Here is an 18,285-nt window from a genome sequence, read left to right as displayed (position 1 = left end):
CATTTTACAAGAGAAATCAAATCTTTTCAGGCAGCCTGAAATCATTAGACTACTTTTTCTACTTGCCCAAACTCCAATTCTACTGGTGTTTCGCGTCCAAAAATCTGCACGGTTACACGCAATTTATTTTTTTCATAATCAACGTGTTCCACCAATCCAGTAAAATCAGCAAAAGGCCCCTCATTCACTCGTACCTGCTGCCCCACTTCAAATTCCACACGAGGCTTGGGCTTTTTCATACCAACTTCAAAACTGCCACCTACTTGCGCCATCATGGCATCAACTTCACGCTGTGTAATTGGCAATGGGCGATGAGCCGTCCCACCAATAAAGCCATTTACACGTGGCGTACTTTTTACCAAATGCCATGAACTATCAGTCATCTCCATTTCAATCAGTACATAGCCTGGAAAAAATTTGCGCTCTGACACCATACGGCGACCATTTTTAATATCTACAACCTCTTCTACAGGCACTAAAATTTGACCGAAATACTCATCCATCTCTTCACGCGCAATGCGTTCTTTCAAAGTTTTTTGGACATTTTTTTCAAAACCTGAATAGGCCTGTAATACATACCAACGCTTAGCCATTACCCTCACCCTTATTTCACTAAAATAAAATTAAACAATAATGAAATCAAACTATCTACACCATAAATAAATGTACCAAATACTGCCACAAACACCATCACAAACATAGTCATACGGACAGCCTCGGGACGTTTAGGCCAAACAACTTTTTTAAATTCAATAATAGATTCACGGATATAACATCCTAATCTAAACCCATTTTGCTTTTCCTGCTCAATTTCTTGATTCATTTTGCGTTCCTCTTTAACAGCAATTTTTTCAGGCTGCCTGAAACATATAAGAAAAAAACTAACCAAGTTTTTCTCTTGGTTAGTTTTTTATATGGCAGGCCAAGTAGGTCTCGAACCTACAACCCTCGGTTTTGGAGACCGATACTCTACCAATTGAGCTATTGACCTTTAAACTTTATTCAACGATTAAGCAATCACGTTAGCCACAACGCCCGCACCTACGGTACGACCACCTTCACGAATCGCAAAACGCAAACCGTTTTCCATCGCGATTGGTGCAATCAATTCAACAGTGATTTTCACGTTTTCGCCTGGCATCACCATTTCCACGCCTTCTGACAAGGTTACTGCACCCGTTACGTCAGTGGTACGGAAATAGAATTGTGGACGGTAGTTCGCGAAGAATGGCGTATGACGACCACCTTCTTCTTTGCTCAATACATACACTTCTGCTTCAAATTTAGTGTGTGGCGTAATGGTGCCTGGTTTAGCCAATACTTGACCACGTTCCACTTCTTCACGTTTGGTACCGCGCAACAACACACCTACGTTGTCGCCTGCTTGACCTTCGTCCAACAATTTGCGGAACATTTCCACACCAGTACAAGTGGTTTTTTGAGTGGGTTTCAAACCTACGATTTCAATCTCTTCACCTACTTTGATGACACCGCGCTCTACACGACCTGTTACCACTGTACCACGACCAGAGATAGAGAATACGTCTTCAATTGGCAACAAGAATGGTTTGTCAATCGCACGTTCTGGAGTAGGAATGTAACTATCCAATGCAGCCGCCAATTCAAAGATTTTTTCTTTGTATGCAGCATCACCCTCCAATGCACGCAAAGCAGAACCTTGTACGATTGGGCAGTCATCGCCTGGGAAGTCGTAGCTTGACAACAAGTCACGGATTTCCATTTCAACCAATTCCAACAACTCAGCATCATCAACCATGTCGCATTTGTTCATGAATACGATAATGTAAGGTACACCTACTTGACGAGCCAACAAGATGTGTTCGCGAGTTTGTGGCATAGGACCGTCAGCTGCAGATACAACCAAAATTGCACCGTCCATTTGCGCCGCACCAGTAATCATGTTTTTCACATAGTCCGCGTGACCTGGGCAGTCAACGTGCGCATAGTGGCGTGTTTCAGTTTCGTATTCAACGTGGGAGGTATTGATGGTAATGCCGCGTGCTTTTTCCTCTGGCGCATTGTCAATTTGGTCGTAACCTTTTGCCAAACCGCCGAATTTTTCAGCCAAAATAGTCGTCAACGCAGCAGTCAAAGTGGTTTTACCATGGTCAACGTGACCGATTGTACCAACGTTTACGTGTGGTTTGCTGCGTTCAAATTTTTCCTTTGCCATGGCAAACTCCTAAATAGTATCAAATCATCAAAAATTCTATATGGTGCCCATGGGCGGAATTGAACCGCCGACCTCTCCCTTACCAAGGGAGTGCTCTACCCCTGAGCTACATGGGCCTATTCACTATCATTACTTATAGCTACAATCTTTATCAAATTGTAGCTATATCAAAAAAATATTTGGAGCGGGTGAAGGGAATCGAACCCTCACCGTAAGCTTGGAAGGCTTCTGCTCTACCATTGAGCTACACCCGCTAATCCTGCTCCAAATTAAATTTTGGTGGTGGGAGAAGGATTCGAACCTTCGAAACTTTCGTGGCAGATTTACAGTCTGCTCCCTTTGACCGCTCGGGAATCCCACCGTGTTCAGAAAGACCAAACTATACTTTCATTCTAAAATTCGGTCAAGTAATTTTGTAAAATTTTTTAACACCAGTTTGTTTTATTAATATTTTTATTTTATTTTTCAGCAATAATTTTGTGGTATTTTGCCATCAACTGTTCTTGCGTTTCAGGATGTGTTTCATCAATTAAGATACAATCAACTGGGCAAACTTGCTGGCATTGTGGCTCATCATAATGCCCTACACACTGAGTACACAAATTGGGATTAATTTCATAAATTTCTTCGCCTTGTGAAATTGCATCATTTGGGCATTCGGGTTCACACACATCGCAGTTGATACACTCATCAGTAATAAATAAAGACATTGTTGTTTACACTCGCCTAAAAAACTCATAATCGCCGAATTATAGCATAGTTGTTTTTTTTCAGGCTGCCTGAAAACATTTTTTAACGCTTTGAGAATGTTTATTATTTCACTGTTTTTGAAGCAATAATTGTAAACTTTGCCCCGCCTTCCCATCTCGCACAATCATCCAATCATCAGGAATTTCAGGCACTCTACTTACTTCAACATAAACATAAGCATTTGGATTTAAATTATTTTTTAATAATTCAAATAATTCCACCCAATTTTGCCACGCAAAAGGTGGGTCAAGAAACACCACATCAAACCTCAACGAAGTTTGTGCCAAATATTTTAAACCATCTTGTTGATAAATTTGAATTTTATCTTTTATTTGAAACAACTGGCTATGCCGCCGCAAATTTTGCACCACCCCAAAACTCGTATCACATAATATTACTTGTCTTGCACAACGCGACACGCTCTCAAATCCCAATGCACCACTACCAGCAAACAAATCCAACACCACTCGCCCCGTCAAATCCTGTCCCAGCCAATTAAATAACCGTTCACGTACACTATCAGGCGTAGGACGCAACCCCTCCATATTTGGAAACTGAATTTTTCGCCCACGCAACTGCCCTCCGATTATGCGAATTTGATTGATATGTTTACCATGTTTGATTTTAGGTTGATTCTTAAATTTACTCATCTGATTAATAATTTCTAAAAATATAATAACTTATTATATTACTTTAAATAAAATAATTGATTTTATTGACAAATAATTGACAAATTCCCTTCGGGATCGGGCATATTTTGACAATTTTGCTTAGCATCTGTTGTACCAGATGGAGTGGGTTCCACTGTTGCATTTTCAGGCTGCTGAACGTTGGATTCAGGCATAACAAACGACTCAGGCTGCGCAATAGGTTGCTCAGAAATGGGCGCAACTGCCTCTGTTTCCATAGGTTCTTCTGGCATGGTTTTGTAGCCATTTTGTGAATCTGATTGCGGTGCTTCTACTGGCACATAATCATTTTGTGGCACGTTTTCTGTCACAGGTTGCAAATTGGTTTTGGGAACAGGCTTTGGGGTTTCCACGTGAATTTCAGACACAGTTTTTTGAGTTACTTCTTTTTTATCGCCACAAGCCACTAAAGTAAACAAAGTTATCATTAACAATCCAACATATTTTTTCATTTTCAATCTTTCGGTTCTTTATTAAAAATAACATTTTAACCTATTCTCAGTCTGCCTGAAATTTATTTTTCAAACAAATTTCTAATAAATCAAACACTTCATTAACACTAGGCATCTGCCCCACACCGCCCACGCTTTTCGCCCAATCTGATGATTGCACACCCGTTTTCATGGGATCGCTGTCAGTATAAATGCCGACAAGCGGACAATTTACCGCATTCGCCAAATGCAATAAACCCGTATCCACCCCAACCACTGCACGAGATTTCGCCAATAAATCAGCTAATTGTAATAAAGTTAACGGCGCACACACTCGCACAAATGGCAACGCATCAGCCATTTGTTCCGCGCGTTGCTTCTCTGCCAAGTTGCCCCACGGTAACATAATTGGCAAACCATCTGATTCATATAGTTTATTTAAAAATTTTAACCAATGACCAAATGCCCACAATTTGCTATCACGGCTGGTCGCGTGTAACGCAACATAATATTGCTCGGGCAAATGTTTCAGGCTGCCTGAAGCATTTTCTGGCATAACCGCACCAAAATCAGGCGCACCATCTGCTTGATAATCAAACATTTGTGCAAATAATTGCCGATTTCGCCAAACTGCATCTTCGCCTTTTTTCACCGCAAATTTATTCGCATAAAAACAAGATGCCAACGGCTCTCGTGCCGAATGCCAATCCAAACCACCAATTGGCGCACACGCCCATTTTGCAAACACCGCCGATTTAATCAAACCTTGGCTGTCTACAACCTGTTGATAATGCGCTTGACGCAAATCGGTTTTCAGACTACCTAATGCACGCCAAGTGTCCGACTGAAATAGTTTTGTCCGCCACTTTCTCCATTCAAGCATATGAATATGTTTAATAAATGGGTGCAATCGCGCAATATCCGCAAAACTTTTTTCGCATAACCAATGTAATTCTATATCAGGACGATAGCGCGATAAATCGGTAATCGCAGGCAGCGTATGAATCAAATCGCCCATGCTGGACAGGCGAACCAGTAAAACTTTCATTGTGGATAACTTCATGTTTCATCAGAAAATGAGATTGTCGCATTTTTTCTGTTTTTCAGGCAGCCTGAAAATAAAAAAACTTGCCAATCGAGTTGATTTTCGCCCATAATTGAATCTCTATATTTTCAATTCTTGCGTTATGAAAGGATATTATCATGCAAAAACTTCTGCCTATCCAACATTCTGCACGCAGCCTGAACACATTACGCGCATTCTAAATTTTCTCCGCCTAATCTTTACAATTATCCACAAATTTATTTTCACGGTGCCAGTGATTATTTTCAGGCAGCCTGAGGCGCGTCTGTTGGATACAGAACAGAAAAACCAATAAACAAATAATATTAAAATTCAAATAGTTGGATTGAAAATGCTATTTTATCATTGACCACCACTGCCACACCTTGAACACGTGGCAGTTATGCCCGATGGACGCACAGGACGCAACTATTCTGCGCTGATTGGCAATTACATCGGCTGTTACACGACATTTTCGCCAATCAATTCCCTGTGTATAAAATTAAATTAAATATATTAATCAAATAATTAATTGAAATAATTTGAATTAACAACATTTTTTAAATTAAAAATAGGATAGAGATAACCATGGTTGCAATCGAACAATTAAAACCTTTGTTTACCACTTTTTTGTGGGATATTTTATATACACTTGATGGACAAAAAAATTTTGTATTATCCGAAGGATTTGACAATACACTTATCGCTAAATTCATCAACGCCGATGAGTGGTTCAACGAAGAAAATCCTTACACCCCAATTGCGGCACGTGAACGCATTAAACAAGAATATAATCAATGGTTTGTCAATCATGATTTTGAAGCCATCTGGCAACAATCCATTCCCGACACGCTGCGCGATAATGTGGCAGAATGGGTGGCGTTGTTTCATTTGAATGATGTGGAAGCGCGGTTGATTACGTTTTTTGTGTTGCTGCACAGTCAAAATTCATTGGCGCGGTTCACGGGATTATTGGGTGATTTAGACGATTCTAGCGCGTGTCATGCGTTGGCGGTGTTGTTAAGGCTGCCTGAAGATAAAATTGTAGCTGCATTTGATTACAAATCAACATTGAAAACCATCGGCATTTTGAGTTTAGACAGCAGCAACGAATATTATTTACGCAGTAAAGTAGATGTGTTGTCTAATAAATTTGCAGAATTGATGATAAAAGAGCGTTTATCGCCTGTGGATATGTTGAAAATGCATATTCAGGCAGCACCAACTACTCAATTAAATTTATCTCATTTCAATCATTTGGGAGTATTATCCACAGCTGTACAACAGCATTTACAGCACGTTTTTGCACATCAGCAAAAAGGTTGCAACATTTTATTGCACGGTTTGGCAGGCACAGGCAAAACCGAATTTACTCGCGCCTTAAGTCAAGCGATTGGAGTAGAACTATTTGAAATTTCATGGGAAAATCACGACGGCGATCCAGCCGACCGCGACAACCGACTCAACGCATTACGCATGGCACAAAGTATTTTAGCCAGACAAAATGTGTTGTTGATGTTTGACGAAGTGGAAGACATTTTTGACCGCAATCAGCGTGGTTATTCATTAAATAAAGCGTGGTTAAATCGCCATTTGGAAAATAACGCCGTACCAACTGTTTGGATTTGCAATCAAGTTCACATGATTGACCCATCTGCGATTCGCCGTTTTGATATGGTAATTGAAATGAAATCGCCACCAATTAGCACGCGAGCCAACATGATTCGTGAATACACCAGCCATTTTTACAACGAAACACAAATTCAAGGTTTAGCGGAACATGATGCCATCGTCCCTGCCATTTTGAAACAAGCCCACAAAATCACCGAATCGCTCACAAATTGGCAGCCTGAAAAAATGGGCGAATTGTTCCACACACTCATCAAAAACACTTTGCAAGCGCAAGGCAATTATCAAACTTTGCAAACCCACAGCAAATTGCCCGAAATTTACAATGTGGAATGGGTCAACAGCAAACAAGATTTAGCCGCCATCGCGCAAGGTATTGCTCAATCAGGACGAGGGACATTGTGTTTATACGGCGCGGCAGGGACAGGCAAATCTGCTTACGCTGCATGGCTTGCCAAACAAGCCGACAAACGTTTAATTTACAAACGTGCATCGGATTTGCTGAATAAATACGTTGGCGAGACCGAGCAACGCATTGCCGCCGCATTCGAAGAAGCACAAGCGGAAAATGCAGTATTGGTGTTTGACGAAGTGGACAGCTTTTTGCAAGATAGACGCATGGCGCGACAAAGCTGGGAAGTAACCCAAGTCAATGAGATGCTCACGCAAATGGAAAGCTACAATGGGATTTTTGTGGCGAGTACCAATTTGATGAATAATTTGGATCAAGCAGCGTTGCGCCGATTTGATTTTAAGATTGAATTTGGCTATTTGCGTGGTGAACAGGTGTGGCAATTATTTAATGCGTATGCGGAAAAATTTAATTTAACGGTTTCAGGCAGCCTGAAAGCGGATTTGATTCGTCTGAAGAATGTGGCGGCTGGCGATTTTGCGGTATTACACAAGCAAGCACGGATTACACCATTTGAAACAGCTGAAGCCATGTTCAAAGCGTTGCAAACCGAATGCGCGTTAAAAGAAGGAGCGAAAAACGCCATGGGTTTTGCAGTATAAAACCTTTGTGAAACGCCCCAAAATCCTTTAAATTCTCACCCAACAAGAATTAAGAGGATTTTGGGGTGTTTTGCAAAGATTTTAAAGTGCTTATGGTTTACAAGATACCAGCGTTTTCAGACTGCTGCCAATACGAAGAAGCCTGAATTTGTTGCATAAATTGGTGCATTTGTTGTGATACGCTTCCATTAGTTACGTTGGTTGCTTGCGGTTGGAATGCGGACATGGCTTGTACCAATTTCTGCACTGCTGAAATATCCAATTCATAACCATCTGAAGTTTGAATTGTTTCAATATTGCGCGGAATAATGTTATGCCAGCCTTTAATGACAATGCTCAGTATAATTATCAATAATATAGAGCTAATCCTATTCCAACTGCACCTAATCCTGCACCTACTTTATCCCATTGAACTCCACCAGAAACTAAAGTCATATCTTTAATATTTAATTCTTTCATAATTATTTATCCTTTCAATTGTATTAAATATCGTAAATATGCAAAGCCACGCTTAAAGAAAAGCCACCATATACACTTAAAAAAGCAAGCCCACCCGCATCCATCTTAGGTGCACATGAATAACCAAATTCCTTACAAGATACAAAAATACCAAACATTAAAAATGAATAAAAACAGCCCATTACAATTACTGTAATTGCTTTAATAAATATATTTTTATTTAGAAAATTAAACATAATAATTTATCCTTTTAACTTTCAATTAAACATTCCAATACATTAATCATTGTCAATTCAAACACTAATTTTTCCACTTTTTCCAAATTAATGTTTTGATTTTGGCACAATTCATACAGTTGAGTTAATTTAACACTATAGTTTGTCAGCAATCCATTGCAAAATAGTTTGGCTATCATTGTCCAAGTTGGTTTTGATGCCATTCGCTATGATACATCCTTATTTAATTGTACAGTTATACAACCGAATGGCAAAGGTTTAAGATGGTTGTGTGGAAACAATATCTTAAATCCTTTGCCTCTTTTTTTGAATTGTCAATAGCCCCTATGCATTCACTTGACGAAACACGCTGCCCTTACACATCATAAGTGCTGGATGCAGTATCGCCCCCCATACCCGTCCAATTGGTGTGGAAAAATTGACCGCGTGGTGCATCAATGCGCTCGTAAGTGTGCGCGCCAAAGTAATCACGTTGTGCTTGCAATAAATTGGCTGGCAAATGTGCAGATGTGTAGCTGTCCAAGAATGTAATTGCCGCCGCCATACATGGCATCGGAATACCCAATTCAATGGATTTTGCCACTACTTTACGCCATTGCGGTAAAGCGTTGTGCAAAATATCACGGAAATAATCGTCCTGCCCCAACCACACCAGCTCTGGATTTTTCTCATAAGCATCACGAATATTGCCCAAAAACACGCTGCGAATAATGCAGCCTTCGCGCCACAACAAAGCTGTATTGCCATAATTTAAATGCCAATTGAAATTTTGACTTGCTTGCATCATCAACATAAAACCTTGCGCATACGAAATGATTTTGCTGGCAAGCAGCGATAAACGTAATGCTTCCAACCATTGTTCACGACTGCCTGAAACTTTCTCTACTTGATGTGGATACCATTGCGCCGCCGCCACGCGCTGCGCTTTGAATGACGACACACAACGAGCAAACACCGCTTCTGAAATCAAAGTAAGTGGCACACCCATATCCAGCGCATTGATGCCTGTCCATTTGCCTGTACCTTTTTGTCCTGCGGTATCCAAAATTTTCTCAACCAATGGTTTACCATCTTCATCTTTGAATGCCAAAATATCGGTTGTAATGTCAATTAGGTATGAATTTAATTCTGTGTTTTTCCATGATTTAAACGCTTCGTGCATTTCATCGTAATTCATGCCTAAGCCATCTTTCATGAATTGATAGGCTTCGCAAATCAGTTGCATATCACCGTATTCAATCCCATTGTGTACCATTTTAACAAAATGCCCTGCGCCGTTGTCGCCGACCCAATCGCAACAAGGTTCGCCATCTGGTGTTTTGGCTGCAATGGCTTGAAAAATCGGTTTCATATATTCCCAAGCCGATGCGTGTCCACCAGGCATAATTGATGGGCCATGACGCGCCCCTTCTTCGCCACCTGACACCCCTGCACCAATAAAGCGCAAACCTCTTGCCGCCAATTCTTCACAACGGCGATTGGTATCGGGATAGTTGGCATTGCCACCGTCAATCAAAATATCGCCTTCGTCCAAATAGGGAATTAATTGGGCAATTAAATCATCAACAGCTTGACCTGCGCGAACCATCATCATAATTTTACGTGGTTTTTTTAAATTATCCACAAGCTCTTGTAAACTGTATGCGCCGATGATTCGGGTATTTTTAGCTGCATTGTTTAAAAATTCATCTACTTTTTCCACTGTGCGGTTATACGCCACAACCGTGAAACCTTTGTCATTCATATTCAAAATCAAGTTTTGCCCCATCACGGCCAAACCAATTACGCCAATATCGCCTTTCATATTTTATTCCTTGTGAAGTGAGTTAAATGATTTTTCAGGCAGCCTGAAAATTAATAAACACGAAACTTTAAACCCTACAAACAGATTACACAATAAAAAAACCAAACAATTAAATTAAATAAATAACTATATTTTTAAAATATAAAAAGATTATGATATTTTATGAATGGCACGTTTCCTTGTGGATAATTCCAATTCAAAAGATAAATCAAAATTTTAATGATAAAATTAAGCTGTGGATAATTCACAGGTAAGCATTGGCATGGCTTGTGGATAAGTGTGGTTAATTTTGGGAAAATACATTTGACTTGTGGATAATGTGGACAAATTCCACACTTTCAGGCTGCCTGAAAAAAGAGTAAACTCAATAAAATCATTTTAGGAGAATATTATGGCTAAAAAATTTCCCATTGCCCCCAAACACCCCGAACGTATCTGCTGGGGCTGTGATAAATATTGCGTCGCAGACGATTTACAATGCGGTAACGGTTGCGAACGCATTCAACACCCCATAGAATTAGACGGCGCAGAATGGTACAAAAAGGGCGATTGGTCGAATTTACTTTCGCCCGAACAAATGCAAGAGCTGAATTTAGTCCCCATTGTCCCCGAATCCACACCCAAACCACACATTAAATTACCCGTCAAAAAAAATTAATCCAATGAATAATGAGGCAGCCTGAAAACTTATCCACAACACGTTTTCAGGCTGCCTTTTATTTCAAATTTACGTTATTTTAAAACGGTCTTATTCCAACGACTTAACCATGTTTTGTAATTTGCAAAAACGCGTTTGTCATGGGGGGCGTAATGCGCAGTCGGTACGCTAGAATGCACCATGACTGCCGCCAAAGGCACATTTTTGACCGCAGGATATACCCACATACTCGTTGGCACGGCACGTTGTACTTTGTCGCTTTGCAAATATTGTGCTAATTTTGCTGCTAATTCAGGTTGCTGTGCGCCGTTGAGTACCGCTACACCTTCCATTTGACGATACACGCCACCTACTAAAAATAAATTGCCCATATTGGGTGTGGATAACTTCCCTTTGCTGTAGAACACTTCCGCCGCTGGGCTGCTGGAATAGCCCACCATCATCGGACGTGAACCGCCATTCAATGAAAATTCTTTGTAATATGCCTCAGACCAACCTTTGGTTACTTTCACGCCGTTGTTGCGCATTTGTTTCCACCAATCAAAGGCTTGCTCTTCGCCTAAACCACCGATATTTGCCAACAAAAACGCCATTGCTGGTGTGGAAGTGGCTGGATTAGGTGTTACCAGTAAATTTTTGTATTCGGGTTTTGCCAAATCAGCCAGTGTTTTGGGTAATGCCAATCCTTTCTCTTTAAACCATTTTTTATCGTAATTGATTGCCACAAAACCGAAATCCACCGCCAACGCATGGGGCATCGATACAACGGTTGGTGCGCTTTCAGGCTGCTTGTCTGCTAATAAATTTTCAGCATTTGCTTTTAAAATATTGCCGTTGTCTAAACCGTAGACAACATCAGCGATGGGTTTGCGTTTGCTGATGATTAATTTATTGAGCAATTCATTGCCATCACCAGCTTTGATGATGCTGATTTTGGCATCATTTTTTTGTTCAAATTCGGCAATTAATTCTTTGGGTAAATCAAAGCTATCGTGTGTGGCGAGCCGAATTTCTGTGGCAGCAAGAGCTTGATTAGCCAATAACAGCGTGATGATTGTAGACAAAATGCGATTTGATTTCATGGAATAAATCCTTATTGTGGTGTGAAAAACAAAAAAAAGATTATGCCAAATTTTTAAGGTAACAGAAAACAAATTGATACATTAAATAAAATAAAAATTAAATTTAAAAAAGATTATGATAATTTATGAGTGGCGCATGATGCTGTGGATAAGGTTTATTTTTGATAATAATCAATGGATTAATTTGTAAACTAGGCTGTGTATAAATTCACATAAGCCATTGGCATAATGCGTGGATAATTGTGGATAAATCTGATGATAAATTAATCAACTGTGGATAAAATAAAATTATTCACCCATTGTGCCGTTAAATTGGTAAGTTATTCACAGGATTGTGCGAACGACTATACAGAACGCACAATCCTCAACTTTTTATTCGCTGGATGTACCGTTTTCTTTTTTGGTTTCGGTTTTTTTCGCGACTGATTCGGACGGCAATTGCAATGGCAAAAATAAACTCAACGGTCGCTCTTTGATGATTTGACGCAAATCACGCACAATCCCCCACCAACTATCAATGGTCGTTTCACGTGAACGCAATGCCACCCATAATGTAATCGAAAAACTCACCCATAAATTCACCGCACCAATCATCAACACAAAACACAACGCCTGCAAAAATTGCCCAAACGATAAGCCACCACTCACCACCGCATATCCCACATTCGCAGACGAAAACGCCACGTGACGGATATCTAACGGCAAACCTGTGGCGTGTCCCACAAAGCCCGTCATGCCCAATAACATACCAAAACACAAATTTCCCATCAGCGAACCATAATTATGGTGCATATAATCCGCCAATTTCGCCCGCGCTTTTTCAGGCAGCATGATTTTCAAAATTGGATGATGACGTAAACGCATTCGCAAATTTAAATAATCACATCGGTTGTCAAAAAAGCCCGAAATAATTCCCGAACAAAATAACCAAACCCCCGCAATCGCCGCATACCACAACGATGATTTCAACGGATTAATTGCTTTTAATTGATACGCGACTTGTTCCGCGTCCAACATCGGTTGATGACGAATCAGCGCAAGGCAGCCTGCAATCACACTGGCTAAAGTAATCGCCACAAACACATTGCCAAACACCGCCACACTTTGCGAACGCAACACATCTACCAATAAATTTGCTAATTTTTTGTCAATTGCTTTACCTTTGTCGTTGCGTTCCACCGCAGCCGCAAAACGTGATGCCGTCATAGCAGGTTGCTTGGTTGCCACCGTCAAGCCCAACATATAAATTATCATGAAACCAATTCCATAATTTAAACCGCTTGCTACGGCCAACCAAAAATGATTGTGAATTTGTGTGCCTAAATAAATTTTAAACCACGACATCAACGCGATTAATACTCCACCGCCAGCCGCTGAATAAAACATCGCCATGTATTCTTTTTTGTTACGCGAAATGTAGTGTTCACCATGATGACTGGTGTTTTGTGTGATGCTGCGCGAGAGCATTTTCACGCTGCTTTTCCATAAGCGCGTTAAACTATGTTGGGCGGCGGCGGCGTGTGCCAATGTGCCAGCCAAGTGCAAAACGCGTTGCGGTGTGATTTTGTTTCGCGAAAACACATTCAATAATAATGTGATGCGGTTTAATGTTTGTTCCAGTCGCTCCAATAAATGTGCCACACTCATGGACGAACCTGCGCCTGTGCCAGTACCTTTTTTGCGTAATTTTTCTACTTGCTTGTGACACTGATTGAGCATCACATACAAATGACGGTCATCGAATTCGGTTTGAGTAACGTGTGCTTCAATCCATGGGGTGATTTCGCGTTTGAGTGCAACAAATGGGCTGTCCAAATCCAATAGTTTTTTGTCTAAGCGCAATAAATCAGGTTCTAATGCTTCTGCTGCAACCCAAATGGACAACATTTCTAAAGCGTGCAAACCTTCTTTATAAATATAGCGTTGAATGGTATCGCGGTCATGTTCGGACGTGTGTTGGCGCAAAATATTCAACAACGCCAACCAATCCCGATTCGGCACTGCGTCCAACCAATGACAATCGTCTGCAGACGAAAAAAGCAAAGTGAACACATCGCGCAAATCACTCACGTCTTTGTATGATGGGTTAATTTTTTCGTACCAACGCGCCAGCAATTCACTGCGAAAACCATCACGCGAAAAAATCCCCGCACTAATAAACAGCGGATACAAACGCAAACCACACAACCAATCTACCAATAATTTGGCAATTTTGGTACACAATTCATGGTTTTGATTCAAAAGAATGTGTAATTCATGAATGGTTTGGGCGGCGTATTTGCCTTTACGGCGGCGCATTCGTTGGGCTAAATCTTGGAGCAATGCAAACGCGTTATTATCCGCCAAATGTGTTGTGATGCTTTGTTTCAAACTGGGTGATTCAATCAACCATTTCATAAAACCATAACCCTTTGTATACAAAAAAGTGGGGCAAATTATAGCATGATGAAATTTTTAGGCTGCCTTTTGTGGTGTGGCAGCCACGTTTTTATTTTCAGGCAGCCTGAAAACTTTTAAGGCTGCCTGAAAACCGCGTAAATCGCGTATAATGCGCCATTATTGATTTTTACTTCTTTTATTTTCATTATGATTAATTTTGAATCAGTCTCCAAAGTGTATCCAGGCGGATTTCAAGCATTGAAAAATGTCAGCTTTACCATTGAAAAAGGCGAAATGATTTTCGTGGCGGGGCATTCGGGTGCAGGCAAATCCACTATTTTAAAACTCATCGCAGGCATCACCAAACCAACCAAAGGTAGAGTGATGATTAACAACAATGATTTGAGTGTGTTGTCCGATAATGAATTGGGTTATTTGCGCCAACACATTGGCATTGTGTTCCAAGACCACAAAATTTTGTTTGACCGAAATGTGTTGCAAAATGTGTTATTGCCGTTGCGAATCATCGGCTATGACAGCAAAACCGCCGAAAAACGCGCCCGTCTGGCTATTGAGAAAGTAGGCTTGGGCGGACGCGAAAACGCCGACCCAATCAGCTTGTCGGGTGGTGAACAGCAGCGTTTATGTATTGCGCGTGCGGTGGTGCATCAACCCAGTTTGTTGATTGCCGATGAACCGTCCGCTAACCTAGACCGCGCTTATGCGTTGGATATTATGGAGTTGTTCAAAACCTTTCATGAAGTTGGCACCACTGTGATTGTGTCTGCTCACGATGAAACTTTGATGCAAGATTATGGACACCGCATTTTGCGTTTACAGGAAGGACGGTTTGCTGCATGAATTATTATTTATCTCTCCATGTGGAAAGTGCCAAACGCGCTGCTGGGTATTTTTTCAGGCAGCCTGTCGGTACGTTGTTGATTTTGGCGATGTTGGCGATGGCAATGACTTTGCCACTGACGTTGTATTTAGGCGTACAAAGCAGCCAAAACGTATTAAATAAATTAAGCGAAACGCCTAAAATTACCGTGTATTTAGAACCCGCCGCCACCGAAACCGATGTAGATGCGCTGAAAAAAATGTTTACCGAAGACAAACGCATCAAACAAGCCACTTTTATTTCTAAAGAAGATGGTTTGGAAGAAATGAAAAATGCGTTGGATTCACAAGACATCGTGTCCATGTTAGACGACAATCCCTTGCCTGATTCATTTGTGATAACACCCGTGAGTAATGCACCCGATGTGGTTACCACGCTCAAAACCGAAGTGGAACAATTCCCCATGGTGGAAAGCAGCCAAATGGATTCGGAATGGATGAAAACCTTGTATCAAGTGAATGACTTTGTGCAAAAAGTGTTTTGGTTTTTGGCAATTACGTTGAGTTTGGCGTTTGTGTTGGTGGCACATAACACGATTCGTCTGCAAATTTTGACCCACAAAGAAGAAATTGAAATTACCAAATTGTTGGGTGCGCCATCGTCATTTGTGCGCCGTCCCTTTTTGTACCAAGCGGCGTGGCAGAGTGTGTTGTCAGCGGCGATTAGTTTGGGTTTGAGTACTTGGATTATGCGAACAACGCAACCGCTCGTGAAACAAATTTTTGAACCTTATGGCATCAATTTGGCGTGGCGTGGATTTACACCACAGGAAATGTTGATTGTATTGGTGGGGGTATGTGCGTTGGGTATTTTGGGGGCGTGGTTGGCATCATCGCAGCATTTGTTTAGTTTCAAAGCCAAACGCAATTAATTGAATGATTAAAAGGCAGCCTGAAAACCGAGAAACTGGTTTTCAGGCTGCCTGTGTTTTATCCACAAGCAATGTGGTTTTGCGTAATCACAACTTTTCTGTATATTATCATTGCGATAAAATTCAGATGTTTTTAATCAACCTAGAATGTGTTTCAGGCTGCCTGAAATCATCAAAAAATCATGAAAAATAAATTAAATCAAATTTTTACCTACTTCGAATCACGAATTAATCCCTATCCCGATAATCAACCTGTTACGCCACACAAAGGTTTGTTTCCATTTATTTGGAGTTGTTTAGACGGTATGCGTGGTTGGGTGTTGATGCTGGCGATTTTTTCGGCTGGTAACGGCATTTTGGAAGCATTGCTGTTTCAGTTTATGGGCAAACTGGTGGATTGGCTGGGCAAGTTTTCGCCACAAAATTTATTGAGCGAACATGGCTGGGCGATGTTGGGTATGGCGTTGGTGTTGGTGTTTTCGGTATTGTGGCGGTTTATCAATTCTACGGTGCGTTTACAGACGCTACAAGGTGTATTTCCGATGCGTTTGCGTTGGAATTTCCATCGTTTGATGTTGGCGCAATCGCTAGGTTTTTATCAAGATGAATTTGCGGGGCGTGTGTCAGCAAAAGTGATGCAAACCGCATTATCTGTACGCGAAGTCGTGATGACGATTGTGGGCATGATGGTTTATGTGCTGGTGTATTTTTTGAGTACTGGTGTGATTTTGGTGTCATTGGATGGTTGGTTGCTTGTGCCGTTTATTATGTGGATAACTTTGTTTGGGTTGACCATGAAGCTGCTGATTCCCAAATTGGCCAAAACCGCACAACGCCAAGCCGATGCACGTAGCCTGATGACGGGGCGCATCACCGATGCGTATTCCAACATCACCACCGTGAAACTCTTCTCGCATGGCGCACGTGAAGCGCGTTACGCCAAAGAAAGCATGGAAGAATTTATGTTAACTGTCCATGCGCAAATGCGTTTGGCGACTTTGCTGGACACTTGTACTTTTGCGGTGAATGCATTTTTAACTTTATCCACAGCTGTGGTGGGTGTGTGGCTTTGGCATTCAGGCAGCGTGTCGGCAGGGGCGGTTGCGGTAGCGATTACGATGGCTTTTCGCATTAATGGTTTATCGCAATACATTATGTGGGAAAGCGCGATGTTGTTTGAAAACATTGGAACGGTAACCGATGGCATGACCACACTGTCCAAACCACACACGATTTTAGACAAACCAGCTGCTTTGCCACTCAAAGTAGAACACGGCGCAATCAGTTTTGAACACGTTGATTTTTCGTATGAGAGCGGTAAACCTTTGTTAAACGGCTTTAATTTGAATATTAAAGCAGGCGAAAAAGTTGGTTTAATCGGGCGCAGTGGCGCAGGCAAATCCACCATTGTCAATTTGTTGTTGCGATTCTACGAACCGCAAAGCGGCACGATTAAAATTGATGGGCAAAACGTCAATGACGTTACCCAAGAAAGCTTACGCGCCCAAATCGGCTTGGTTACGCAAGACACCAGCTTGCTGCATCGTTCGGTGCGTGAAAACATCATTTATGGTCGCCCCAATGCGACTGATGAGGAAATGTTTCAGGCTGCCTTAAAAGCCGAAGCGGCGGATTTTATCCCCCAATTATCTGATGCCAAAGGACGTACGGGCTACGATGCCCATGTGGGTGAACGCGGCGTGAAATTGTCGGGCGGACAACGCCAACGAATCGCGATTGCGCGAGTCATGCTCAAAGATGCGCCAATCTTGCTACTGGATGAAGCCACCAGTGCGCTAGACAGCGAAGTAGAAGCCGCGATTCAACAAAGCTTAGACAAAATGATGGACGGCAAAACCGTGATTGCCATCGCACACCGTTTGTCCACTATTGCGGCGATGGACAGATTGATTGTGCTGGACAAAGGGCGCATTGTGGAAGAAGGCACGCACACACAATTGCTGGAAAAAGGTGGCTTATACGCGAAATTGTGGGCGCACCAATCAGGTGGCTTTTTACCTGAGCATGTGGAACATTGATAATTTGATGGTGTGAATATACAGGCAGCCTGAAAACTTATCCACAGTTTTCAGGCTGTTTGACAATATTATCCATATTAACTTAC

At 41.4% G+C, this 18,285-nt stretch carries 18 protein-coding genes and 4 tRNA genes; 5 read left to right on the top strand and 17 right to left on the bottom strand.

All coding sequences use genetic code 11. The features are described 5' to 3' along the window. Positions 1-44 precede the first annotated feature (44 nt). The 11 genes from nusG to waaC form a co-directional block, all read right to left on the bottom strand. Positions 45-593 carry a transcription termination/antitermination protein NusG gene (gene nusG, locus BWP33_RS11395; protein WP_002642352.1) on the bottom strand — a complete coding sequence of 183 codons (549 nt, stop codon included), beginning with the start codon at positions 591-593 and terminating at the stop codon, positions 45-47. Positions 594-604: 11 nt separating this feature from the next. Next, the gene (secE, locus tag BWP33_RS11390; RefSeq protein WP_002642353.1) at positions 605-823 is read right to left on the bottom strand and encodes a preprotein translocase subunit SecE; all 219 of its coding nucleotides are present in this window, start codon (positions 821-823) and stop codon (positions 605-607) included. A 92-nt stretch (positions 824-915) separates the two neighbouring features. Then, positions 916-991: transfer RNA gene (locus BWP33_RS11385), tRNA-Trp, on the bottom strand. Positions 992-1,009: 18 nt separating this feature from the next. Then, positions 1,010-2,194 carry an elongation factor Tu gene (tuf, locus tag BWP33_RS11380; protein ID WP_002642354.1) on the bottom strand — a complete coding sequence of 395 codons (1,185 nt, stop codon included), beginning with the start codon at positions 2,192-2,194 and terminating at the stop codon, positions 1,010-1,012. A 41-nt stretch (positions 2,195-2,235) separates the two neighbouring features. Further along, positions 2,236-2,310 (bottom strand) — tRNA-Thr (locus BWP33_RS11375). Positions 2,311-2,374: 64 nt separating this feature from the next. Beyond that, positions 2,375-2,448, bottom strand: a tRNA-Gly gene (locus tag BWP33_RS11370). Between the two features lie 23 nt (positions 2,449-2,471). Beyond that, positions 2,472-2,555, bottom strand: a tRNA-Tyr gene (locus tag BWP33_RS11365). A 97-nt stretch (positions 2,556-2,652) separates the two neighbouring features. After that, entirely contained in the window at positions 2,653-2,904 is a 252-nt protein-coding gene (locus BWP33_RS11360; RefSeq protein ID WP_002642355.1) for a YfhL family 4Fe-4S dicluster ferredoxin, read from the bottom strand. A gap of 108 nt (positions 2,905-3,012) precedes the next feature. Next, the gene (gene rsmD, locus BWP33_RS11355; RefSeq protein WP_002642356.1) at positions 3,013-3,594 is read right to left on the bottom strand and encodes a 16S rRNA (guanine(966)-N(2))-methyltransferase RsmD; all 582 of its coding nucleotides are present in this window, start codon (positions 3,592-3,594) and stop codon (positions 3,013-3,015) included. A gap of 62 nt (positions 3,595-3,656) precedes the next feature. Then, positions 3,657-4,085: a hypothetical protein gene (locus BWP33_RS11350; protein WP_040629164.1), complete on the bottom strand. Its 429-nt coding sequence runs from the start codon at positions 4,083-4,085 to the stop codon at positions 3,657-3,659. Positions 4,086-4,131: 46 nt separating this feature from the next. Further along, the gene (gene waaC, locus BWP33_RS11345) at positions 4,132-5,112 is read right to left on the bottom strand and encodes a lipopolysaccharide heptosyltransferase I (protein ID WP_040629168.1); all 981 of its coding nucleotides are present in this window, start codon (positions 5,110-5,112) and stop codon (positions 4,132-4,134) included. Between the two features lie 603 nt (positions 5,113-5,715). Here waaC and BWP33_RS11340 point away from each other — a divergent pair. Next, positions 5,716-7,770 (top strand): AAA family ATPase, encoded by a 2,055-nt coding sequence (locus BWP33_RS11340; protein ID WP_002642359.1) that lies wholly within the window; start codon positions 5,716-5,718, stop codon positions 7,768-7,770. 97 nt (positions 7,771-7,867) lie between these two features. Here the strand turns inward: BWP33_RS11340 and BWP33_RS11335 are convergent, their stop codons facing one another. From BWP33_RS11335 to gnd, 4 genes are all read right to left on the bottom strand, one after another. Beyond that, a complete protein-coding gene (locus tag BWP33_RS11335) occupies positions 7,868-8,122 on the bottom strand; it encodes a hypothetical protein (RefSeq protein ID WP_040629170.1) in 255 nt (84 codons plus the stop codon). Continuing rightward, complete coding sequence (locus BWP33_RS11330; protein WP_002642360.1) at positions 8,119-8,229, bottom strand: bacteriocin; 111 nt, start codon at positions 8,227-8,229, stop codon at positions 8,119-8,121. Before BWP33_RS11330 ends, BWP33_RS11335 begins: the two co-directional genes overlap by 4 nt. A 23-nt stretch (positions 8,230-8,252) precedes the next feature. Then, entirely contained in the window at positions 8,253-8,465 is a 213-nt protein-coding gene (locus BWP33_RS11325) for a hypothetical protein (protein WP_002642361.1), read from the bottom strand. Between the two features lie 355 nt (positions 8,466-8,820). Continuing rightward, entirely contained in the window at positions 8,821-10,269 is a 1,449-nt protein-coding gene (gene gnd / locus BWP33_RS11315) for a decarboxylating NADP(+)-dependent phosphogluconate dehydrogenase (RefSeq protein ID WP_002642363.1), read from the bottom strand. A 391-nt stretch (positions 10,270-10,660) separates the two neighbouring features. On the opposite strand from gnd, the gene BWP33_RS11310 reads away from it, so the two are divergent. Then, the gene (locus tag BWP33_RS11310; protein ID WP_002642364.1) at positions 10,661-10,927 is read left to right on the top strand and encodes a DUF3079 domain-containing protein; all 267 of its coding nucleotides are present in this window, start codon (positions 10,661-10,663) and stop codon (positions 10,925-10,927) included. Positions 10,928-11,001: 74 nt separating this feature from the next. Here the strand turns inward: BWP33_RS11310 and BWP33_RS11305 are convergent, their stop codons facing one another. Further along, positions 11,002-12,009: a thiamine ABC transporter substrate-binding protein gene (locus tag BWP33_RS11305; RefSeq protein WP_002642365.1), complete on the bottom strand. Its 1,008-nt coding sequence runs from the start codon at positions 12,007-12,009 to the stop codon at positions 11,002-11,004. A gap of 372 nt (positions 12,010-12,381) precedes the next feature. Continuing rightward, positions 12,382-14,406: a site-specific recombinase gene (locus tag BWP33_RS11300; RefSeq protein WP_002642366.1), complete on the bottom strand. Its 2,025-nt coding sequence runs from the start codon at positions 14,404-14,406 to the stop codon at positions 12,382-12,384. Positions 14,407-14,595: 189 nt separating this feature from the next. Between BWP33_RS11300 and ftsE the strand changes: the two genes are divergently transcribed. The 3 genes from ftsE to BWP33_RS11280 all read left to right on the top strand — a co-directional run bounded on the left by ftsE (position 14,596) and on the right by BWP33_RS11280 (position 18,199). Beyond that, positions 14,596-15,249 carry a cell division ATP-binding protein FtsE gene (gene ftsE / locus BWP33_RS11295; RefSeq protein WP_002642367.1) on the top strand — a complete coding sequence of 218 codons (654 nt, stop codon included), beginning with the start codon at positions 14,596-14,598 and terminating at the stop codon, positions 15,247-15,249. Beyond that, positions 15,246-16,160: a permease-like cell division protein FtsX gene (ftsX, locus tag BWP33_RS11290; RefSeq protein ID WP_002642368.1), complete on the top strand. Its 915-nt coding sequence runs from the start codon at positions 15,246-15,248 to the stop codon at positions 16,158-16,160. The genes ftsE and ftsX overlap by 4 nt, the downstream gene beginning before the upstream one ends. A gap of 182 nt (positions 16,161-16,342) precedes the next feature. Further along, positions 16,343-18,199, top strand: a complete 1,857-nt coding sequence (locus tag BWP33_RS11280) for an ABC transporter ATP-binding protein (protein ID WP_002642369.1) — start codon at positions 16,343-16,345, stop codon at positions 18,197-18,199. Positions 18,200-18,285 lie beyond the last annotated feature (86 nt).

Source organism: Simonsiella muelleri ATCC 29453 (assembly GCF_002951835.1).
Taxonomy (GTDB): domain Bacteria; phylum Pseudomonadota; class Gammaproteobacteria; order Burkholderiales; family Neisseriaceae; genus Simonsiella; species Simonsiella muelleri.
Note: the sequence above shows the minus strand (reverse complement) of the source record. Positions and strands in the feature narration are given on the sequence as shown.